We start from the raw sequence: 23,193 nt of genomic DNA, 5'->3' as shown, positions 1-23,193 counted from the left end.
AAAAATTGAGCGGTTGCTTTTTGTATGATAGAAACGCTTTTATTGTCAGAATGAAAAATAAGATTGCAGTAGATGATAAATTGTAAATAAATTAATGGCAATCCATATTAAACTAAATAAGGTCGTTGGCAAATGCGTGAGTTCTTTGAGTGTCGTGCCATCCCATGAGACACTTTGACGTGAAAATGTTAGCTTGAAAATCGTCCAAGATGATTGAAAAACTTCGCCGAGTAACACACCTAAAATAAAATGATAGCTAATGGATACGATATAAAGCATCATTTGTTGATTATCACTTTGGAATAAAAAATATAGTAAAGCGATGAGCAATAAGACAATTAAAATAGGGACTAACTTTCTAGATGTTAACGCTAGAAAGTAAATGAAAATGATTAAGTAAGCTGTAATAAATAAACTAGGATATTGATTTTCTAGCGCTAAAAATCCTAAAAGCAACATTAATGGGGGCATGATGTAACCGCCAAATGTTGTGATAGCTTGACCTAACGTTGATTTAGATTGAGTTATCGCGAATCCTTGTTGAGAAGTTTCTATACGTTCTGAAGGTTTAGCAACAATAACTAAATCTTTTGCTTTACCACCACTTATTTTATTGAATAAGATATGGCCAAATTCATGCGTTAGTACTGGGATATAATTTAAATAAATATCGAGTATCTGGTTTACAGATTTATATCTGTAAGTATGAATGATGATATAAATTAATGCAATAATCAGAACCCAAATTAAGTTGAGTTGTATCGTAGAACTTAAAAATGCTTGTATTTTTGTCATAATGTAACCTCAGTTTAGAATTCCTACAATCTCTTTTTTAATTGAGATTGTTATAGCATAAACTTAATTATAAAGTAATTTAATATAGAAAGCATTTGGACTTTTGACGTAGATTGTGGTTAAAGTTGAATATTAAAAGCATGCGCATATAACGTTTAGAGTTGAATTTATGCTTATGATAATAAATTTAGATCAGTATAGGTTACAAAATCGTTTAATTTATAGTCACGTGTACTTATTGAATATGTTACTATGACAATAATAAATTGATAAGATGTATTTGAGTGAGGAGATTCTAAATCATGATGGAAAACAACCATATAGATAAAATAGATGTGTTATCTGTCTATTTTGATAATGTGACATTATTGGAAATGCGCAACAATATTAAGCGATTTTTTCTGGCAGATGAAGGGGAAAATTTATTTATCGTTACTGCAAATCCTGAAATTGTGGACTATGCTACAGAAAACGAAGCATATCGTAAATTAATTAATAGTGCAGATTATGTTATTCCAGATGGAACTGGTATAGTCAAAGCGGCAAGTATACTGAAAACACCATTGAAGACGCGAGTACCTGGAATTGAATTAATGGAAGAATGTTTAAAAATTGCAAATGCTAATAACCAAAAAGTTTTTTTATTAGGTGCTAAAAATGATGTTGTGATGAAGGCAGAACAGAAACTTACTGAGAAATATCCAGATATAAACTTTGATTTTCATCATGGTTTCTTTGATTTAACAGATGAAATGGTATTAAAACAAGTCACATCATTTAATCCCGATTATATCTTTGTGGGTATGGGTTATCCGAGACAAGAGCAATGGATAGAGCGACATGCACACCGTTTTAATAAAACGGTACTCATGGGTGTAGGTGGCTCAATTGAAGTGTTTAGTGGGACGAAAAAAAGAGCGCCTGTATTATTTAGAAAAATGAATTTAGAATGGGTATATCGCTTACTTATTGATTGGAAACGTATCGGTAGAATCAAAGCGATTCCCAATTTTTTGTATAAAGTATTTAAATTGAGATTAAAGAAATAACATTAGATAGCACAGTGATTGTAATCTGTTATTCATAAAACAGGTTGTAGTTTTAAGTTAGTGTCATAAGCAAAAATATTACTTGAGCTGAATTTTACTTAAGTACATATAAATTAGGAGTCCGAGACATGGGTTTATTGATGTCTCGGACTCCTATTTAAATTTAAGTCATTTATTTTACAACAAATCTTGAACTATCTAAGTCATTTCTGAATTTCTTTTGTTCTCCTTTAGAACGCTTTTTAAAGTCGTTTAAGAATTTTTCATATTCAGGGAGAACGTCGTCTAATTCACCGAATTGTTTAAGTTTGCCTGCTTCAATCCAAGCAATTTTAGTACAGAATTCACGTACTTGTTTCATATTATGACTAACAAAGAATATCGTTTTACCTTGTTCTTTATATTCAAATATCTTATCTAAACATTTTTGCGCAAAGGTTTGGTCACCTACAGATAATGCTTCATCGATGACGAGAATGTCAGGGTTAGTTGTAATGTTGATAGAGAAACCGAGCTTAGCACGCATACCACTTGAATATTTTTTTACAGGTTGATATATAAATTCACCTAGTTCACTAAATTCAATGATTTCAGGTGTGAGCTTTTTAATTTGCTTACGCGTAAAGCCCATACAAAGCATTTTGAATTCAATGTTTTCAATACCTGTTAATTGACCATTTAATCCTGCATTAATCGCAATGACACTTACATCACCATCACGTTTGATATCGCCTTCAGTAGGAGACAGAGAGCCACCAATCATATTACTCAAAGTAGATTTACCCGAGCCATTTATACCTACTAAACCGATGACATCACCTTCATAAGCCGTTAATGATAAATCATTTAATGCATAGAACGTTTTATTTTTATGAAAAGGAACAATGACATCCTTTAAACGTTCTTTATTATTACGATAAATACGATATTCTTTAGTTACATGTTCAATGTTAACCGATACGTTCATATTTTTACCTTCCTTGTTTACAGTTAATACCATTATATTATACATTATATTAGTTGTTAAATTTATTAACCTATTGTAAAGTAAGTGAGTACAATTTAACATAATTATTACTTATACAGTTGTTAAATTTTACTGAATATACATTATAAAATCAACTATTAATGATAAAGTTAAAAAATAATATAGATACGAAACGCTTTTATCTGAATTTATAATAACTATTTTTCATTATTTTAATATATAACATGCTAACTTAATAACACTTTTCAAAATGAGTCATATGCGAATAGAATGAAAGTTGTTATGTAACGACATAAAGCGTATATTGGAATTGAATACAATAAATAGCGTCATGAATAAATGATGATAAGCAAATCGATTGAAAGTGTGGTTTATTTAAATGAATGCAGTGTGGATAGTATTTAGAGAGCATTTTAAAAATTTCTATCTTATACAAAGGCTTGCGCAGTTCCAAGTGAAAATTACGAATACGAATAATTATTTAGGTATGGCTTGGGAATTAATTAATCCAGCGATGCAAATTATGGTTTATTGGTTTGTCTTTGGTCTGGGTATTAGAAGTAATAATCCTATAGACGGTGTGCCATTTATTTATTGGTTACTCGTAGGTATAAGTATGTGGTTCTTTGTTAACCAAGGTATTTTAGAAGGAACAAAGTCAATAGCAACGAAGTATAATCATGTAGCGAAGATGAATTTTCCGTTATCCATCATCCCTTCCTATATTGTAATGAGTAGATTCTACGGTCATCTAGCATTACTCGTTGTTGTTATATTCATATGTATGTTAGCTGGCTATTATCCAACAATTTATACATTACAACTGTTTTTATACGTACCATTTGCACTAATCCTTACAACAGCGATTGCTTTGTTCACCTCTACATTAGGTGTACTCGTTAAAGATACGCAACAGGCAATTCAAGCTTTAATGAGAATGGTATTCTTTGCTTCATCTATTTTAATTGTACCGCCAGAAGGTATTGTAAAAGATGTAATGAAATTAAATCCGATTTATTATTTAGCAGAGGCATATCGTTCTGCTGTGTTACACAAAGAGTGGTACTTTATTACACATTGGGAATTAACGTTGTATAACATGTTTATTATTATACTTCTGTTTATACTCGGTTCAATACTTCATATGCGTTATCGAGATCATTTTGCAGATTTCATGTAAATAAGTAGATATTTAAAGTATAGAGAATGCTGAATCAATGAATTTAGCGCGTGATATATTGAAATCAAAGTCTGGGACATAATGATATGTCTCAGACTTTTTTACACTCAACATAATTGCTTACTACGCTTTAGAACTACTGTGATTTGCGTGAAATGAGCCGTATAAATGCATGAATTTAAGTGCATGTAATCCTATTAAAATTTTGGCGGTTATTATAAAGGCCTTTCAACATTTGTATTAAGTATGAAATGCGAAAGATGTACGGATTTGCATTGGTTCAATAAAATTGAGTATTTCAAATGGATAAAAAGGATTTTTCTATAATTTTCTATTTATGATAGATATAATATAAACAAGCGCATTGAAAAAATAATTGGCGGTGAACGTAGTGAGACAACTTATTAAAAATTTATATATGGGTATAATTCGCTTTTTGAATTTAATATATATAAAGAAGAAAGTACAAAGTAAGCATATTGTTATCATGATGACATTTGCTGAAGACGTGTGTCCAATCGTTGAAGCATTATACCGAAAAGGGTACGCAATCACTGTGATTGGAAATGAAGAAAATCGTAAATATTTACAACAATTTGAAACAATAAACTTTTTACCGGCGGGTAATAAGCGTGTATTTAAACATATCAAAGCACTTAGTTCTGCAAAAGTCATCGTTATTGATACGTATTATTTAATGCTTGGAGGATTAAAGAAAAAACCGAACCAAACCATTATTCAAACATGGCATGCAGCAGGTGCATTGAAACAATTTGGATTAACGGATCATCAAGTGGATTTATCCAATGCTAAAATGGTGAATCAATATAGAAAAGTCTATAATGCGACAGATAAGTATCTGGTAGGCGGTGAACCAATGATTGAATGTTTCAAAGCATCTTTTGAGGCGTCAGACGACCAATTTTTAAGAACTGGACTACCAAGGTTGGTTCCTTATACGAGACTCGATGTAGTAAAAAGGCAGAATGAATTGAAAAAACAATATGGTATAGAGGGGAAGGTAGCAATTTACGTCCCCACTTATCGTGAACATAAGCAAGCCAATCGTCAAATTGATAAAAGCCAATTTGAAGCAGCGTTACCAGAGTATACGCTACTTAGCAACTTACATCCTTCTATCGCAACAGAAGACCAAACAGCGATTAATTTACAATCAATGATGATTTTAGCTGATGTGATCATAAGTGATTATAGCTCATTAGCGATTGAAGCTAGTATTTTAGATAAGCCATCATTATTTTATGTCTATGATGAAGCACAGTATGAGGAAGAGCGAGGATTAAATACATTTTATAAAGCTATTCCTGAAGCATATAAAGCCTATACAGAAACAGAATTAATAGAAAAGCTAAAAGATCATGATGTACAATTACCCCCTTTATTTAATGATTGGCACGAGTATAATGCCAAAGATAGTTTGACTAAAGTTATTAATGAAATAGAGAAAATGGTGAAAATATGAAAATTTCAATTATCATTCCTGTATTTAATGCAGTGAATACAATTCGTAGAGCAATTGCATCCGTTGATACGAAACAAAATTATGAAATTATATGTATCAATGATGGCTCAACAGATGATAGTAAAATAGAACTCGAAAAACTTCAAAATGAATACAAGCATGTCATTATTATTAATCAAGAGAATCAAGGTGCGGCAGCTAGTAGAAATGTTGGGCTTGCTAATATGACAGGTGATGTATTTATGTTTTTAGATGCAGATGATGAATTTTTGCCAAGCAGAATTGATTTTATGGCAGATTATTATCAGCAAGATGACAATGTGGATATTGTAATTGGTCAAATTGGTCGTGAAAAAGATGGCGATTGGCAAACGATTTATTCACATCAAGCTATTCAAAAACTTGATAAAGTCAATCTCGCACAATGTCCAGATATGATGCAATCTATCGGTCCGGGCGCTAAAATGTTTAACGCCAAATTTGCAGACTTACGCTTCGATGAAGATGTGGTGTTCTGTGAAGAACATACTTTTATTATTAATGCATATAAAAAAGCACATGATATTCAACTATTACCTGATATTGTGTATGGTTATAACGAGCAAGAAGGGTCCGTAACAGATCAACGTGCAGAGCAATTTGCTTCGTATATGCAAGATGCAGTTAAAGTAAGAGCGCGTGTTATGGATACGTTATTACTTAGAGAATCAAGAATTTATTATAGCTACCGCATGGATGAGTTGATTGTCAGTTATTTATTGCAATCATATATTGAAAAGCATGACATAATAACACAACAATTATTAGATTTAGTTATTGCATACATGATGGAAATGCAGAAAACAGATTACGATGGTGCAGCGATGTTTAGAATTGTAAAAGTGATTGAGCAAGGCAGTAAAAAGTGGAATAAAGCGCTGTATCAACAATGGAGAGATACATTGTTAAAGGTTGGTATTGGTAGACCGAATTATTATCGCTTTAAAGCGGAAATTTTACCCAAACGCGCTCGATTCAGAGGAAGAATGAAATTGAAACAAATTTTAAACCGATAAAAACAGTCGATATTCGTAAACTTGTATGGAATATGCTATAATTTTTAAAATGTAAAATTTAAGTAAATTTTTTGTTAAGGAGTATAGTTTATGAAACGAGTAATTACTTATGGCACATATGATTTATTACATTATGGTCATATTGAATTGTTAAGAAGAGCAAGAGAAATGGGTGACTATTTAATAGTTGCTTTATCAACAGATGAGTTTAATCGCATTAAAAATAAAAAATCTTATTATAACTTTGAACAACGTAAAATGATGTTAGAATCCATACGTTATGTTGACCTTGTTATCCCAGAAAGTGGTTGGGGCCAAAAAGAAATTGACGTTGATCGCTATGAAGTGGATACTTTTGTAATGGGCCATGATTGGGAAGGCGAATTTGATTTCTTAAAAGACAAATGTGAAGTGATATATCTTAATCGTACAGAGGGTATATCTACAACTAAAATTAAAAAAGAATTATATGGTGATAGTGAAAAGTAAAATGTGCTATATAAATGGAACTTGTTTTGAAAAAATTAAATAACACATAAAAAGGTTGTTGAGGTGAACTGACTTCAACAACCTTTTTATGTGTAAAAAATGGAAGTGGTACAGAAATCAAATTTTTTATTGAGATTTCGTAGTCCCACTCCCATCGGGTAATATTATTTTTTATTACGTGATTTTTTTCTGAATAAGTCGATAATAAGATAAATAACAATGGCTATGGCTACAATGATTAAAATGGTACCTAATAATGTTAAGATTGGATGTTCATCCCAAGATGATTTTACAATTGTTGTTGCTTGATGTACAAGTGGTTTATTAACATTAACTGATGGTGGACCATATTTATCTGAAATAAATTCACGGTCATAGTCGATATGTGCTTTGTCATCTTCAATAACGACTTTGTAGTCGTTTTTATCGAAGTCTTTTGGTAATACATCGTAAAGATCTTTTTCAACAAAATACGTTTTACCGTTAATTTTTTGTTCGCCTTTTGATAATATTTTTGTATATTTATATTGATCAAAGGACATGTTCATCAATCCATTACCTATCATATTACGTTGTTTTTCGCCGCCAAGGTTTTTATAGTCGCCGGCGCCCATGATAACTTGATTAATTCGGAAACCATCACGTTTGGTTGTAATGGTATGGTTGTAATCGGCGATATCACTTGAACCTGTTTTTAATCCGTCAGTACCTTCTAGGCTCATATCGGCACCTTCAAGTGAATGGTTAAATGTATAATAAGTTACACCGTGTTGGGTTGGCGCAAGTTGTTTAGTAAAATCTAAAATTTTTGGTGTATCTTGTACAGCATGTTGTGATAAAATGCCAAAGTCTTTAGCAGTTGACGTATTATTGTCTTCGTTTTTGTATTTTTTAGGTGCGAAATCTTTTAATTGTTTATTTTCAGCACCAGTAGGGTTTACAAAATGCGTATCTTTCATGCCTAATGATTTTGCTTTTGAATTCATCTTGTCTGTAAAGTCTGAAAGATTCCCAGAAACTTCTTTAGCTAAAATAAGCGCAGCAGCATTACTAGAGTTAGACACCGTAATTTGTAATAACTCTTTGATCGTATATGTTTCACCTGGATAAAGTTTTGTATTACTTAGTTCAGGAAGTGTAGACATTCTATAGTGTTCATCTGTGATTTTAACCTTATCATTTAAAGACAAATCACCTTTATTTACTGCTTCGAGTGTTAAATACATGGTCATTAATTTAGTCATCGAAGCGGGATACCATGTTTTATTGATATTGTATTGATATAATAGTTGCCCTGTTTGCGAAACATTAATGGCGCCTTCTGGTTGATATGAATCTGTGACATTATAGCCATATTGATTAGCAGCCTGAGTTGGCGTAATGCTTTCAGCTTGTGCAAAAGGTGTTATAATTGTACCAATGAAGAGTACAGTTATAATAGTTAGTATAAACTTTCTCATAATGACATTCCCTCTTAATATATTCAGTTTTGGTGCAATAGAAATATTTTAGCATATTGCAAACTTATAATAAAATATAACCCTATTAGTTTAGGGTATTTGTGGAATGGAAAAGGGTTGTGTAAAATAGAATCAGTTGAATTGTAATTCATTTAATGAAATTTTTAAATTTCTGCTCAATTATCGTATAAAAGAAATAAAAATTTTAAGAAGAGGTCAAAAACATGAAGCAAGAGAATCCATTATTCTACTTATTCAAAAAATTATCATGGCCGGTAGGGCTGATTATTATTGCCGTATTGATTTCTTCATTAGGTAGTATTACAGGACTACTCGTACCATTTTTCACAGGTAAGCTTGTGGACAAATTTTCATTTGAAAATATGAATTGGATGTTTGTCGCTGGATTCATTTCTATTTTTATAGTAAATGCATTATTGAGTGGGATTGGTTTATATTTACTAAGCAAAATTGGAGAAAAAATTATTTATGCCATTCGTTCTGTGTTATGGCGCCATATCATTCATTTGAAAATGCCATTCTTTGATCAAAACGAAAGTGGGCAATTAATGAGTCGTTTAACAGATGATACGAAAGTAATTAATGAATTTATTTCTCAGAAATTACCCAATCTCTTACCTTCTGTGCTAACGATCATTGGATCTATGATTATGTTATTTGTCATGGATTGGCAGATGACGTTATTAACATTTATTACGATACCTATTTTTGTATTGATTATGATACCACTCGGTAAAGTAATGCAAAACATTTCTAAAAAAACTCAGTCAGAAATCGCGAATTTCAGTGGTTTGTTAGGACGTGTTTTAACAGAAATGCGTTTAGTAAAGGTTTCTCATACTGAAGATTTAGAATTGGATAATGCACATAAAAATTTAAAAGAAATATACTTTTTAGGATTGAAACAGGCTAAAATTACTGCCATCATCCAACCGATATCAGGTGTGATTATGCTACTCACGATTGCCATTATATTAGGTTTTGGTGCAATCAGAATTTCGACAGGGGCAATAACAGCCGGTACGTTAATTGCCATGATATTTTATGTAATCCAACTGTCATCCCCATTAATTAATTTATCAACTTTAGTTACAGACTATAAAAAGGCAGTTGGTGCCAGTAGTCGTATCTATGAAATTATGGAAGAACCAACGGAACTTTTAAATGTCACTCAAGCATCAGAAATTAATGATGGCAGCTTAATATTTGAAAACGTTGATTTTAAGTATGGTACGAAACCCATACTTTCGGATGTTAATTTTGAAATACCTCCAAGTAAAGTCACAGCATTTGTAGGTCCCTCAGGATCAGGTAAGAGTACAATCTTTAATATTATAGAGCGTATGTACGATATTGAAGATGGCGATATTACATATGGTGGTAATTCAATTTACGATATTGCATTAGGGCAATGGCGTGAAAAAATAGGCTATGTCATGCAATCCAATTCAATGATGAACGGTACTATTAAGGATAATATTTTATATGGTATTAATCGGGAAGTCACTGATGAAGAATTGATTCATTACGCGAAGTTAGCAAATTGTCATGAATTTATTGAACAGTTTGAAGATGGTTACGATACGGTCGTCGGTGAACGTGGATTGAAACTATCAGGTGGCCAACGTCAACGTATCGATGTTGCCCGTTGTTTTGTTAAAAATCCAGATATCTTATTACTTGATGAAGCTACTGCTAATTTAGATAGTGAGAGCGAACGGAAAATACAAGACGCATTAGAGGAATTAATGGAAAATCGTACGACGGTTGTTATCGCACATAGACTTTCTACTATTAAAAAAGCGGAGCAAATTATCTTTATTGATGCTGGAAAAGTAACAGGTAGAGGTACACATCAAGAACTAATTACTAATCATGAAAAATATCAACAATTTGTAAACACACAGAACTTAACAAAATAAAAAGAACAGAAACGGCTTCATTTGTTTATCAAATGAAGCCGTTTTCATAATTAAACACGAATATTTTAGGAAGTGAATGACTGTTTTTTTCGATTAAAACGAACTATAAAATAGTTATTTTATATAAAGTACATGCGTGATATAATTATTAAGTAGATTCAAAGTAATGTCTTATGAAAGTATAACTCATTTATTATGATGATTGAACAAACTAAAAATTAGAAGAAAAAAGGATAAATGGAAAGTTGAAACTTAATAATTAATGCATGCGTTATTAAGGATGGAGACAATTTGTTTATTTATATTTTCAAAATACATAGCAACAGGTGTACTTTCAAACATACATTGATAACAATGATTTAAATTAGAAATGGTGGGTGTATTGATGTTCTTAGTGATAAACATAATAGGATTGTTTGTATTTTTAGGGATTGCAGTCTTATTTTCTAGAAACAAAAAGCATATTCAATGGAAATCTATTGCTATTTTAGTACTAATAAATTTATTCTTAGCATGGTTTTTAATGTACTTTCCTTGGGGGAAAACAGCAGTACAATCGTTAGCGAATGGTATTTCTTGGGTGATTGATTCTGCACATGCTGGGACAGGCTTTGCATTTGCAAGTTGGGTGAAACCAGGTGCAATGGACATGGCAGTAAGTGCTTTATTCCCAATTTTATTAGTTGTACCATTATTCGATATTTTAATGTACTTTAATATATTACCAAAAGTCATTGGTGGTATAGGTTGGGTATTAGCGAAAGTTACAAGACAACCTAAGTTCGAGTCATTCTTTAGTATCGAAATGATGTTTTTAGGTAATACAGAAGCTTTAGCTGTTTCAAATGAACAATTGAAGCGTATGAAAGAAACACGTGTGTTAACTGTTGCAATGATGGCAATGAGTTCGATATCTGGCGCCATTGTTGGTGCATATGTCTCTATGGTTCCAGGTGATTTGGTACTAACTGCCATTCCATTAAATATTATTAATGCAATTATTGTTTCATCGATATTAAATCCAGTCACTCTTGAAGAAAAAGAAGATATTATTTACAGTATTCAAAATGATGAAGTGGAACGCCAACCGTTCTTCTCATTCTTAGGCGATTCTGTACTTAATGCTGGTAAACTGATTCTAATAATTGTGGCGTTTGTTATTAGTTTTGTAGCTTTATCAGATTTAATTGATCGATTAATTAACTTAATAACTGGCATCGTGGGAAGTTGGGCAGGTATTAAAGGTAGTTTCGGTCTAGATCAAATACTCGGTGCGTTCATGTATCCATTCGCATTACTATTAGGTTTACCATGGGGCGAAGCATGGATTGTAGCACAACAAATGGCTAAAAAAATTGTTACAAATGAGTTCGTTGTGATGGGGCAAATTAAAGACGTCGTTGATTCCTATTCACCACATAGACGTGCAGTAATCACAACATTTTTAATCTCATTTGCTAACTTCTCAACAATCGGTATGATTGTAGGTACTTTGAAAGGGATCGTAGATAAGAAAACATCCGATTTTGTTTCACAATATGTCCCAATGCTATTACTTGCTGGTATTTTAGTATCATTAATGACTGCAGGTTTCGTTGGATTATTTGCTTGGTAAGTTGAATGAGGTATGATTTTAAAATGCATAATAAAATAAGATAGATGTGAAGCATGCGAGGTATATATATATAGGTTTTAAAGTGCTTATATGTTTTTTATCTCAAAACCATGTTGGAGTGTATAGGGAACTTAATTTTTTCTAAATTAGGTTTCTGTACACTCTTTTTTTATTGTTTAAAAGAGTGGCATCGCTTTGTTGAAGAAGTCCTATCACATTAGTTCTGTATTGATAGGACTTGGTACCAAAAAACACAATAAAAAACCAAGTAATTGAAGTGAGGAGACACATTCATCATTACTTGGTTTTTACGGGAAATGAATTAATTGTACATAATTAGTAAGGACTAGGTACTAAAAATATACTCGAGCAAAAATTGTTTTGTTTGTTACTATAAACAACACAAAGGAGATGGCTTCTTATTGGCTATCAATAAGAAGATAGATTTTATTATAGCAAACAGAGATGTATAAGTAAACAGAAATTTCAGAATTTTTAAACTTTAAAAAGTTGTGATATAAAGTATCGGCAGTATCATAGCGATTTAGACCGATGAATTGGGCTTTTGCGACAATATAGATGTTGTGGTATTGACGATTATTTGCTAACATTCAATTGATTGAAGCAAATCGAAGGGGGTCGTGTGGGTGAATAAAACAGTACGTGATTTAATATTAGTCGTTTTTGGATCATTTATATTTTCAGCTGGCGTAAATACATTTATCATATCTGCTGATTTAGGTGAAGGAGGCGTAACTGGTATAGCGATTGTTCTGTACTATGCCTTTCACATTTCTCCAGGTATCACAAACTTTGTTTTTAACGCATTGTTAATTGCGATAGGCTATAAATTTTTAAGCAAGAGAAGTATGTACTTAACGATAGTTGCAACCATACTTATCTCTATATTCTTAGAGTTTACCGAAAGCTGGAAGATTGAAACCGGTAATATTTTAGTGAATGCAGTGTTTGGCGGTACATGTGTCGGGCTCGGTATCGGGATTATTGTACTTGCCGGTGGCACAACAGCGGGGACAACGATTTTAGCGCGCATTGCCAATAAATATTTAGATGTCAGTACACCGTATGCATTGCTATTCTTTGACTTGATTGTCGTAGCGATTTCATTATCGGTTATTCCAATTTCTAGTGCACTTGTAACAGTGATTTCGCTATACATTGGTACCAAAGTGATGGATTATGTCATAGAAGGTTTGAATACGAAAAAAGCAATGACCATTATTTCAAGCAAACCAGATGAAATTGCTAAAGTAATAGATGAGCAAGTAGGACGTGGACTTACCATTTTAAATGGACGTGGCTATTTTTCTAAACAAGAAAAAGATATCTTGTATGTTGTAATAACGAAGACACAGGTCACACGTGCGAAACGCTTAATTAGAAAAATAGACAGCGATGCCTTTTTAGTAATACATGATGTACGAGATGTATATGGTAACGGTTTTTTAATCGACGAACATTAAAAATAAATTAATTCACTTTTAGCCTTTAATTTATGAAGTAATTCATAACTAAAGGCTATTTATTTTGCTTAAAAAGCTCCCCTGAAAACGAACATATAAGCAACTGAAAATAAAAAGTATATAGATATAAACAGATTATAAAGTAAAGAAATACTATAAAAACATTTGATAGTCAATAGGTTTAAAAAATGATATAATGACATCTATGATAATGATTATCATTTAAAAAATATGGAAAATTTATAAGTCAATAGATAAAATTTATAAGGGAATAAACAGGCTATGATGCTTACTGCTATAGGAAGAAGGGAAATTATGAATCGCTTAAAAGGAGAACAGGTCACTATAGGTTATGGAGATAATGTCATCGTCAATAATTTAGATGTACACATACCAGATGGAAAAATTACTTCTATTATAGGACCAAACGGTTGTGGGAAATCAACATTACTTAAAGCGTTATCACGGTTATTACCGGTTAAAAATGGAGAAATTAAGTTAGATGGTGAAAACATACATTCACATTCTACGAAAGAAATTGCAAAGAAAATAGCGATTTTACCTCAATCACCAGAAGTTGCTGATGGATTGACAGTCGGTGAGCTTGTATCATATGGTCGCTTTCCGCATCAAAAAGGCTTTGGTCGTCTGTCTGCAGAAGACAAAAAGGAAATTGATTGGGCAATGCGCGTAACTGGTACGTATGATTTTAAATTGCGTTCTATCAATGACTTGAGTGGTGGACAACGTCAGCGTGTATGGATAGCTATGGCTTTAGCTCAACGTACAGATATTATTTTCTTAGACGAACCAACAACATATCTAGATATTTCTCACCAATTAGAAATCTTGGAATTGATTACGCAATTAAATAAAGAACAAGGTTGTACAATTATCATGGTTTTACATGATATAAACCAGGCTGTCCGTTTTTCAGATCATTTAATTACTATGAAAAATGGCGATATTATTGCGACTGGTGAGACTGAAGAAGTGTTAACGAAAGATATTTTAGAAAAAGTGTTTAATATCGATGTAGAGATTAGTACAGACCCAAGAACTGGAAAACCTATGCTAGTAACATACGATTTATGCAGAAGAAGTTATTCTGAGGTTTAGGGATAAATTATGACTACAAAGAGAAAAGGGAAGTTGAATTTTACAACGACATTTATTATAGCAGTGCTACTATTGATTGTTGCCTTGATTACTTCAATCTTATTTGGTGATGCTAAAATTCATTTATCGACTATTTTTGAAGCAATATTTAACTATGACCCTAAAAATCAACAACATAATATCATAAGTGAAATACGCATACCACGAGATATAGGTGCAATCTTAGTTGGTGTTGCATTGGGTACTTCAGGTGCAGTCATTCAAGGTGTTACTAAAAATGGTTTGGCTGACCCGAGTTTAATTGGTCTGAATTCGGGTGCTTCATTCATGCTTGCGCTCACTTTTGCATTCTATCCGACAGCACCATTTATCGTTATGATGTTTGCTGGATTCATAGGTGCATTAATGGGTGGCTTTATTGTGCTCATGATTGGTAGGTCAAGAAGTGATGGGTTTAATCCTATGCGTATTATATTAGCAGGTGCAGCCGTCAGTGCGCTATTGACTGCATTAAGTCAAGGTGTCGCATTGTTATTTAGATTAAATCAAAGTTTAACGTTTTGGAGTGCCGGTGGTGTTTCAGGTACGACTTGGAATCAATTAATGTGGGCAGCGCCATTTATTTTAATTGCACTTGTCATTATCATTTCAATGAGTAAGCAATTAACAATATTAAATTTAGGCGAAACCCTTGCTAAAGGCCTTGGTCAAAATGTAGCATTCACGCGCGCAATTACGTTGATTTTATCTATGATTATGGCAGGTATAGCCGTAGCGATGGTTGGTCAAATAGCATTTGTCGGTTTAATGGTACCGCATATAGTGAGATATTTAGTAGGAACAGATTATGCTCGTGTTATTCCACTTACGGCAGTTGTTGGTGGCTTGTTACTACTTGTTGCGGATACAGTTGCACGTATGCTAGGAGAAGCTCCAGTTGGTGCAATTATTTCCTTTATTGGTGTACCTTACTTCTTATACTTAGTTAAAAGAGGGGGACGCTTCTCATGATAGATCCAAGATTAAAACATAAACAATGGATCACAATGGTGATTCTAACTATCTTAGTATTGTTGGCATGTGCTTGGAGTATGACTTCAGGTGAGTATAAGATGTCAGTTGGCACGTTTTTCAAGACGCTAATTGGTCAAGGAGCCTATACAGATACCTTAATACTCATGGAGTTTAGATTACCACGAATGATTATTACAATTTTAGCAGGCGCAGCATTAGCTATGAGTGGGGCTATTATACAAAGTGTGACTAAGAACCCATTAGCGGAACCGGGTATTCTTGGAATCAACGCAGGTAGTGGCTTTGTTATTGCGTTATTTATAGTTGTAGGTCAGGTTGATGCAGCCAATTTTGTTTACGTCCTCCCTATTATAAGTATGATCGGTGGCGTACTGACTGCGCTCATTATATTTTCATTCAGTTATAACAAAGGTGAAGGTATTACGCCTGCAAGTATGGTGCTAGTTGGTGTTGGTATGGCCTCAGCACTAAGCGGTGGTTCATTAACATTAATGTCTACATTCGATGAAGATCAATCAGAGTTTATTGCTTCATGGCTTGCTGGTAATATTTGGGGAGATGAGTGGGCATTTGTTATTGCCTTCTTACCATGGATTATTGTACTTATACCATTTTTACTATTTAAAGCGAATGTCTTAAACTTATTGAATACACATCAGCATATTGCACAAGGTGTCGGTGTGAAAATCGGTAGAGAACGTATTATCCTTCTACTTGTCGCAGTCTTACTTTCATCTGCCGCAGTATCGGTTGTAGGTGCAATAGGTTTTATAGGATTATTAGGGCCTCATATTGCTAAATCAATTGTCGGACCAAGACACCAGTTGTTCTTACCAATTTCTATATTAATTGGTGCTTTCTTACTTGTATTGGCAGATACTTTAGGACAAGTTATCTTACAGCCATCTGGTATTCCAGCAGGAATTGTTGTTGCAATTATCGGAGCACCTTATTTCTTATACTTAATGTACAAAACAAAATCAGTTTAATAGATGAAATATTGAGACGAATACTTGTTGAAGTTGATACAAGTATTCGTTTTATATGCTCAATTTTAGAAGGTAACCATAATGTTGGAAAAATTAGAAGAATCAACGCTTATATGTTAGCGTTTACATTTGTGAGTGGGGTATACTAAGAATAAATAGATAAATGAGGAGGTCGTCGTTATGAAAAAATTGATTAAAGAAAAAACACATTTTTTAAATGATATGTTAGATGGACTTTCAATCACAAATAAAGAAATTGAGATTATTTCAGATACCGTTGTTGTTAGAAAACATAAAAAAGGAAAAGGTGTAGCGATTGTTTCTGGAGGTGGTAGTGGCCATGAACCAGCACATGCGGGTTACGTAGCACAAGGCATGTTGGATGCTGCAGTTTGTGGCGAAGTCTTTACATCACCAACACCTGATAAAATATTAAGCGCGATTAAAGCTGTAGACAATGGTGATGGCGTATTATTAGTAGTGAAAAACTATGCTGGTGACGTTATGAATTTTGAAATGGCACAAGAAATGGCTGAAATGGAAGACATTCACGTAGAAACAGTGGTTGTGAAAGATGATATTGCAGTAAGCGACGAAGAAAAACGTAGAGGTGTTGCGGGTACAGTACTCGTTCATAAATATGCGGGTCACTTAGCAGAGAATGGCGTGGTATTATCGGATATCAAAGAAAAGATAGAGAACTTTTTACCAAATATCAATACGATTGGTATGGCCATTACAGCGCCCATGGTACCAACAACAGGTCAATTTGGTTTTGACATAGCAGAGGATGAAATGGAAATAGGCATCGGTATACATGGTGAGAAAGGTCTATCAAGAGAAAAAATAGAAACCGTAGATAACATTGTAGAACGTTTATTAAATGAATTGTTCAAAGAAGTACAATCAGATGATTTGATCGTAATGGTCAATGGCATGGGTGCCACGCCGCTTTCAGAGCTTAATATAGTGGCAAAATATGTTGCTGAATATATGGATAAAAACGATAAAACAGTTGCTCAATGGTTAGTAGGCGATTATATGACAGCTTTAGATATGCAAGGATTTTCGTTAACGCTTGTACCGAATTCAGAAGCAATCCTAACTGCGATCAATACGCCAACCTCAAGTCATTATTTTAATTAAAATATCTTAAAACATAAACTGAAGGAGTGGAAGCATGAATATCTCTGAACTCAAAGCACGGTTATTAGAATTAGTAGAAGTATTTGAAGAAAAAGAAACACTACTTACGGATTTAGATAGAGCTATTGGTGATGGGGATCATGGTGTTAACATGGTAAGAGGCTTTAAAGCTTTACCTGATAATATTGATGACAGCTCTATGCAAAGTTTATTAAAGTCTACTGGAATGACTTTAATGTCTCATATCGGCGGTGCTTCAGGCCCTTTGTATGGCTTCAGCTTTGTAAAAATGTCTCAAGTGGTCAATGAAGAAATTGATCAAGACAATTTAAAAGCACTATTAAATTCATTTTCAGAAGCGATTGCGCAAAGAGGCAAAGTAGAATTAAATGAAAAAACCATGTTTGACGTTATCGAACGTGCTAATCAAGCCATACAACAAGGTGAAAACTTGACGCTTGATGTATTGCAATCATATGCTGATATGACAAAAGATATTGAAGCTACAAAAGGACGTGCTTCCTATTTCAAGGAAGATTCGAAAGGACACGTTGACCCAGGCGCACAGAGTAGTGTTTACATTTTAAATGCATTGATTGGAGATGAATCATAATGACTCAAATCGTAATCATTAGTCATAGTAAAGCAATTGCGGCTGGTACAAAAGATTTATTAAAACAAATGGCACCGGGTGTGACAGTAATTGATCAAGGTGGTGTAGGCGATGATATCGGTACGTCATATGACCATATACAAGCGTTAATTAATCAAGTAGATGATGATACGTTATGTTTTTATGATATCGGGTCTGCAGAAATGAACTTAGATTTAGCAATTGAGATGTATGAAGGGCAACATCGAGTAGAGAAAGTTGATGCACCTATTGTTGAAGGGAGTTTTACTGCAGCAGTTAAATTATCAGTTGGTGGATCTATTGATGAGACCATAGAAGCGTTAAATAAAACATTTGGCTAAAGCGCATAGCTATTGTTAAAAACTATAAAAAGTAAGTTAAATATGAAGGTAGCAACTAATTTGACAAAAAACTTCTTTTTTAAATGAATATAGAGATAGATTATGGTAGAATAAAAGCTAACTGTTATAGAAATCTGGATACCTAGGAGGACATTGCCATGAAAGATTTAATACAAAAGCATGTCTTAAACGGCGAATTTGAGTCAGTCAAACGTTTAATGTCCCAGTCAGATTTTATGGAATTTGAAGAAGCTTATATTTCAAGTGCTCATGAAGTGGAAAATATTATGTTTTATACATGTATTTTAGATATGATGAAAGAAGAAGAAACGGCAGAAATGCACGATTTAGCGTTCCTCTTATTAGTCTATCCATTAAGTGAACTCCATGGGGCTTTGGATTCTGCATTTTATCATGCAGAAGCATCCATAAAAATCACTGAGGGCAAAGAAGTAAAAAGCTTGTTACAAATGTTATTATTACATGCAGTTCCGGAACCAGTCATTTCTGATAAAAAAGCATTCGACGTATCACGCCAAATACTTAAATTAGATCCTACGAATAGTGTTGCGCGTAATGTGCTTAAAGAAACTGCTAAACGTATGGATAATGTGGTTGTTGAATTTAACGAGTTAAATCGTTTTAAAAATGCCCATTAATGCGTTAGTTAATTTAGGTGAAGCATTAAAAATATTAGATTTTGACAAATAATCCAATCTATTTTAAATAGAACCAAGTAAACTACATTTATCTGTAATGTGTTTCACTTGGTTCTTTGTGTTTGTAATCTCATATCTAGATATTATATCCTCACGAAAAATTTTAAAGGGATATTAAATGTATTCTTGGAAAGTAGTCATGTATAAAGTTGCAAAAAATGCTCGAATCAAGCGGTTTTAACGGTTGTTATTTTATGTAAATAGTATATTTAATACACTGATTGAATTTTTAATAATATTAAGTTGAATGTATATTTGTGTTAAAAATAATGTATAGTGTAAAATTTTATGGTGTGCTGTTGCAAAATATATTCAGTAAGTTATAATAACTCAATGTGTTAACTATGAGGAGGTTAAATTTACATGGGGTTGAATAAAGAAGCGGTAAAAATTGGATTCGCTTATGTTGGTATCGTTGTAGGTGCCGGCTTTTCAACAGGACAGGAAGTAATGCAATTCTTCTCACCATATGGCTTATGGTCATACATCGGTGTTATACTTTCGGGTCTGATTTTAGGATTTATAGGTAGACAAGTTGCGAAAATCGGAACTGCTTTTGATGCACAAAATCATGAGTCTACTTTAGATTACTTATTTGGAAATAAGTTCAGTAAAATTGTCGATTACTTATTAATATTTTTCTTATTTGGTATTTCAGTCACAATGATTGCTGGCGCAGGATCAACGTTTGAAGAAAGTTTTGGCGTACCAACATGGTTGGGTGCATTGATAATGGTTATTGTAATTTATATCACTTTATTAATGGACTTTAACAAAATTGTACGTGCTTTAGGCGTAGTCACACCATTCTTAATAATTTTAGTTGTTATTATTGCTGCGTATTACTTATTTAATGGAAGTATTTCGTTTGGTGAAGTCAATGACTCAGTTCCAGATGCAAGTCTCGTAAAAGGTATCTTATATGGTATCAACTATGGTGGTTTAGCATTTGCAGTTGGGTTTAGTACGATTGTTGCAATTGGTGGCGATGCTTCGAGACGTAGAGTTTCAGGCGCAGGTGCATTATTTGGTGGTATCGTTTATATGATATTATTAGCACTTATCAACTTTGCATTACAATCAGAATTTACAAAAATCGAAGATGCATCTATTCCAATGTTAACGTTAGCTAATGATATCCATCCTTGGATTGGTTTAGTGTTATCTATCATTATGTTAGCGGTAATGTATAATACAATTCTTGGTTTAATGTACTCATTTGCGGCAAGATTTACAGAACCATATAGTAAAAAATATCACATATTTATCGTGGTTATGGTAATTGTTGCATTCGCATTAAGCTTTGTAGGTTTCGCTGGGCTTATCAACTTCTTATATCCAATTATGGGTGTTGTAGGTTTAGTTGTTGTAATAGGCGTACTTGTGAAATATTATAGTAGAAAACGTCAGAACAAGAAATTTATTGCTTAAATAAAAAGATATATTAAATAATTATCATTAGGGAAGGGACTTTATTTCTACTTCCCATTGAGTAAAAGTCTGAGGCATCTTACTTATTGATGTCTCAGACTTTTTCATTCATCTATATTTGTTAGCCAATTCACACTACTGTATGAATTATGGTACAATGCTTCCGAAAGGAAAGGTCATGCATGAAGAAAAATTACAAGTGGACGATAATTACTGTGATTGTATTTATTGTGGTAGCGTTAGTTACTGCGTTGTTGTTAAAACAGCAGTATGATCGACAGCATTCTAGAGAAATAAAAGAAAAAGTACAAATTAATAATAGAAACGTCAATGCATTTACCAATATAACTTATAGTACAGGCGTACCAAACAGTAGATTAGATATTTTAACGCCTACTGATTTAGATAAAGATAATAAATTGCCGGTCGTATTTTGGATGCATGGTGGTGGTTTTATAGCAGGGGATAAACAATATAAGAATCCGTTACTATCAAAAATTGCTGAACAGGGATATATCGTAGTAAATATTAACTATGCACTTGCACCTGACTATAAATATCCAACGCAACTTCATCAAATTGACCAAGCGGTACAATTTATTAAAAAAAATAAACATGAGTTACCTATGGATTTTGATCAAGTGATTTTTGGTGGTGATTCAGCAGGTGCTCAGCTATCAAGTCAATATACTGCAATGCAAACGAATAAATCTCTAAGAGATGATATGGGATTTGAACAGCAATTTGAACCAGATAAAATAAAAGCGGCAATCTTCTTTGGAGGCTTTTACGATATGAAAACCGTTAAAGCCACTGAATTTCCAAGGATACAACTGTTTATGGAAAGTTATACTGGTAAGAGAGACTGGGAGACACAGTTTAAATATATTAGTGAAATGTCCACGATTAATCAAGTTACAAAAGACTATCCACCTACATTTTTATCAGTAGGTGATGCAGATCCGTTTTATAGCCAAAACATTGAGTTTTATAAAAAATTAAAATCTAAAGGTATACCTACAGATAAACTATTTTATGATGGAACGCACAATTTAAGACATCAATATCAATTCCATTTAGAGTTACCAGAATCGAAACAAAATATGAAAAAAGTGCAAAGTTTCTTAAGTAGAAATACAAATTCTTCAGGTGTAGAAACTGAAGTGGATGAAGAAACATCGAATCCTAATGGTATCGAATTAAATCCATATTAATAAATTAATGCATCATATACATTGGTATGTATGTTGAAGATTTAAGTGTAAATCTAAAGAGCTTGCCAATGACTATGCTCAAAAAAGCTAATCCGTTTATCGGATTAGCTTTTTATTTTAATAACTTACAATATTTACGATTTATCATACGATTCGAGTAGCTCATTTCTTGTGTATGCACTTTGTCACATATATCAAAACGTTATAAATTACTATATAACATGAGTTAAAGTACAACAGATAAGACAATTAGTAATTAGATAATACATTCTACTTAACTGAAAAAGATGACCAAGTTCCATTCTTCCAGGTTAATCTAACAGAAAATGATAAAAAACTGACATCTACGCGCATTACTGCTGCTACAATGTGAAATTGAGACAATAAATAGTGAAGTTAGTTTACTGTTTGACATGTTTTTCATTTACAAAAAACATAGATATAAGCGACGTTTAGATAAATAGTTGAGAGGTAAATTAAAGTAGTAACTTCGACATGACATATTTGTTAAAGTATTTACCATCTATATACAATTTGTCACGTAATTCACCATCAATTTGGTATCCTGCAGTTTTAAATAAATCTACTGCTGTTTCATTTTCAGGAACGACCGAAGCTTCAATACGACGGATATGATGATTTAAACACCATGCTTCAACAGAGTTGATTAATGATTGACCGAGCCCTTTCTCTCGATAATGTCTGATAACGCCCATAGAAAATATAGCTTCGTGGCGTGTGCGTTCAAAATTACCTGTCGTAACAATAGCAAAGCCAACGAGTTCATCGTTATTCTCTGCTACGTAAATGGCGTTAGAAGGTGATGTGATGTAATGTTCCAAGTTTGCAATGGCGTCATTGTTAGACGGTGCATATTCCCCAGGATTATATATTAAGTAATCAGATTCATCATAAATTGTCGTTAATAACTTTACAAATGAATCTATATCATTGATACCAATTTCACGTATTTGATGAACCATGTATGAACACTCCTTATATCTATTTTGCTAATACTCAGTTA

21 protein-coding genes are annotated in these 23,193 nt (G+C 32.9%); 17 read left to right on the top strand and 4 right to left on the bottom strand.

Annotation, left to right across the window (positions count from 1 at the left end):
- Positions 1 to 45: 45 nt before the first annotated feature.
- Positions 46 to 795: a M50 family metallopeptidase gene (locus M1D64_RS10960; protein ID WP_041079748.1), complete on the bottom strand. Its 750-nt coding sequence runs from the start codon at positions 793 to 795 to the stop codon at positions 46 to 48.
- Positions 796 to 1,097: 302 nt separating this feature from the next.
- Between M1D64_RS10960 and tarA the strand changes: the two genes are divergently transcribed.
- A complete protein-coding gene (gene tarA, locus M1D64_RS10955; RefSeq protein ID WP_002484024.1) occupies positions 1,098 to 1,844 on the top strand; it encodes an N-acetylglucosaminyldiphosphoundecaprenol N-acetyl-beta-D-mannosaminyltransferase TarA in 747 nt (248 codons plus the stop codon).
- Positions 1,845 to 2,016: 172 nt separating this feature from the next.
- Here tarA and tagH read toward each other — a convergent pair whose 3' ends face one another.
- Positions 2,017 to 2,811 carry a teichoic acids export ABC transporter ATP-binding subunit TagH gene (tagH, locus tag M1D64_RS10950; RefSeq protein ID WP_011303725.1) on the bottom strand — a complete coding sequence of 265 codons (795 nt, stop codon included), beginning with the start codon at positions 2,809 to 2,811 and terminating at the stop codon, positions 2,017 to 2,019.
- A gap of 400 nt (positions 2,812 to 3,211) precedes the next feature.
- On the opposite strand from tagH, the gene M1D64_RS10945 reads away from it, so the two are divergent.
- The 4 genes from M1D64_RS10945 to tagD all read left to right on the top strand — a co-directional run bounded on the left by M1D64_RS10945 (position 3,212) and on the right by tagD (position 7,039).
- Positions 3,212 to 4,012, top strand: a complete 801-nt coding sequence (locus tag M1D64_RS10945) for an ABC transporter permease (RefSeq protein ID WP_002484022.1) — start codon at positions 3,212 to 3,214, stop codon at positions 4,010 to 4,012.
- Positions 4,013 to 4,403: 391 nt separating this feature from the next.
- Positions 4,404 to 5,495 carry a teichoic acid glycerol-phosphate primase TarB gene (gene tarB, locus M1D64_RS10940; protein WP_037539035.1) on the top strand — a complete coding sequence of 364 codons (1,092 nt, stop codon included), beginning with the start codon at positions 4,404 to 4,406 and terminating at the stop codon, positions 5,493 to 5,495.
- On the top strand, positions 5,492 to 6,550 hold the full coding sequence (locus M1D64_RS10935) for a glycosyltransferase family 2 protein (RefSeq protein ID WP_041079747.1): 1,059 nt from the start codon (positions 5,492 to 5,494) through the stop codon (positions 6,548 to 6,550). The genes tarB and M1D64_RS10935 overlap by 4 nt, the downstream gene beginning before the upstream one ends.
- A gap of 90 nt (positions 6,551 to 6,640) precedes the next feature.
- Complete coding sequence (gene tagD, locus M1D64_RS10930) at positions 6,641 to 7,039, top strand: glycerol-3-phosphate cytidylyltransferase (protein ID WP_002484019.1); 399 nt, start codon at positions 6,641 to 6,643, stop codon at positions 7,037 to 7,039.
- A 164-nt stretch (positions 7,040 to 7,203) separates the two neighbouring features.
- Here tagD and pbp4 read toward each other — a convergent pair whose 3' ends face one another.
- Positions 7,204 to 8,499, bottom strand: a complete 1,296-nt coding sequence (pbp4, locus tag M1D64_RS10925; protein ID WP_002484018.1) for a penicillin-binding protein PBP4 — start codon at positions 8,497 to 8,499, stop codon at positions 7,204 to 7,206.
- A 224-nt stretch (positions 8,500 to 8,723) separates the two neighbouring features.
- On the opposite strand from pbp4, the gene M1D64_RS10920 reads away from it, so the two are divergent.
- The 12 genes from M1D64_RS10920 to M1D64_RS10865 all read left to right on the top strand — a co-directional run bounded on the left by M1D64_RS10920 (position 8,724) and on the right by M1D64_RS10865 (position 22,169).
- Positions 8,724 to 10,442: an ABC transporter ATP-binding protein gene (locus M1D64_RS10920; protein WP_069821738.1), complete on the top strand. Its 1,719-nt coding sequence runs from the start codon at positions 8,724 to 8,726 to the stop codon at positions 10,440 to 10,442.
- A gap of 385 nt (positions 10,443 to 10,827) precedes the next feature.
- On the top strand, positions 10,828 to 12,057 hold the full coding sequence (locus M1D64_RS10915) for a NupC/NupG family nucleoside CNT transporter (protein WP_011303719.1): 1,230 nt from the start codon (positions 10,828 to 10,830) through the stop codon (positions 12,055 to 12,057).
- 647 nt (positions 12,058 to 12,704) lie between these two features.
- Positions 12,705 to 13,541 (top strand): YitT family protein, encoded by an 837-nt coding sequence (locus tag M1D64_RS10910; RefSeq protein ID WP_002484015.1) that lies wholly within the window; start codon positions 12,705 to 12,707, stop codon positions 13,539 to 13,541.
- A gap of 315 nt (positions 13,542 to 13,856) precedes the next feature.
- A complete protein-coding gene (locus M1D64_RS10905) occupies positions 13,857 to 14,660 on the top strand; it encodes an ABC transporter ATP-binding protein (RefSeq protein WP_069821739.1) in 804 nt (267 codons plus the stop codon).
- 9 nt (positions 14,661 to 14,669) lie between these two features.
- Positions 14,670 to 15,671, top strand: coding sequence for a FecCD family ABC transporter permease (locus M1D64_RS10900; protein ID WP_011303718.1), 1,002 nt, complete (start codon positions 14,670 to 14,672; stop codon positions 15,669 to 15,671).
- Positions 15,668 to 16,684: a FecCD family ABC transporter permease gene (locus M1D64_RS10895; protein ID WP_037539032.1), complete on the top strand. Its 1,017-nt coding sequence runs from the start codon at positions 15,668 to 15,670 to the stop codon at positions 16,682 to 16,684. The genes M1D64_RS10900 and M1D64_RS10895 overlap by 4 nt, the downstream gene beginning before the upstream one ends.
- 180 nt (positions 16,685 to 16,864) lie before the next feature.
- Positions 16,865 to 17,830, top strand: a complete 966-nt coding sequence (dhaK, locus tag M1D64_RS10890) for a dihydroxyacetone kinase subunit DhaK (RefSeq protein WP_041079743.1) — start codon at positions 16,865 to 16,867, stop codon at positions 17,828 to 17,830.
- 34 nt (positions 17,831 to 17,864) lie between these two features.
- Positions 17,865 to 18,443 carry a dihydroxyacetone kinase subunit DhaL gene (dhaL, locus tag M1D64_RS10885; RefSeq protein WP_002484010.1) on the top strand — a complete coding sequence of 193 codons (579 nt, stop codon included), beginning with the start codon at positions 17,865 to 17,867 and terminating at the stop codon, positions 18,441 to 18,443.
- The gene (gene dhaM, locus M1D64_RS10880) at positions 18,443 to 18,805 is read left to right on the top strand and encodes a dihydroxyacetone kinase phosphoryl donor subunit DhaM (protein ID WP_011303715.1); all 363 of its coding nucleotides are present in this window, start codon (positions 18,443 to 18,445) and stop codon (positions 18,803 to 18,805) included. The genes dhaL and dhaM overlap by 1 nt, the downstream gene beginning before the upstream one ends.
- A 158-nt stretch (positions 18,806 to 18,963) precedes the next feature.
- Positions 18,964 to 19,464 (top strand): hypothetical protein, encoded by a 501-nt coding sequence (locus tag M1D64_RS10875; RefSeq protein WP_002484008.1) that lies wholly within the window; start codon positions 18,964 to 18,966, stop codon positions 19,462 to 19,464.
- A 423-nt stretch (positions 19,465 to 19,887) separates the two neighbouring features.
- Positions 19,888 to 20,955: a YkvI family membrane protein gene (locus M1D64_RS10870; protein ID WP_002484007.1), complete on the top strand. Its 1,068-nt coding sequence runs from the start codon at positions 19,888 to 19,890 to the stop codon at positions 20,953 to 20,955.
- Between the two features lie 182 nt (positions 20,956 to 21,137).
- A complete protein-coding gene (locus M1D64_RS10865; protein WP_037539014.1) occupies positions 21,138 to 22,169 on the top strand; it encodes an alpha/beta hydrolase in 1,032 nt (343 codons plus the stop codon).
- A 476-nt stretch (positions 22,170 to 22,645) separates the two neighbouring features.
- Here the strand turns inward: M1D64_RS10865 and M1D64_RS10860 are convergent, their stop codons facing one another.
- Positions 22,646 to 23,152, bottom strand: a complete 507-nt coding sequence (locus M1D64_RS10860) for a GNAT family N-acetyltransferase (protein ID WP_041079741.1) — start codon at positions 23,150 to 23,152, stop codon at positions 22,646 to 22,648.
- Between the last annotated feature and the right edge of the window lie 41 nt (positions 23,153 to 23,193).

It is taken from the genome of Staphylococcus sp. Z5-21, assembly GCF_056529615.1.
The sequence above is the reverse complement of the archived record's forward strand: the minus strand, read 5'-3'. Positions and strand labels throughout refer to the sequence as shown.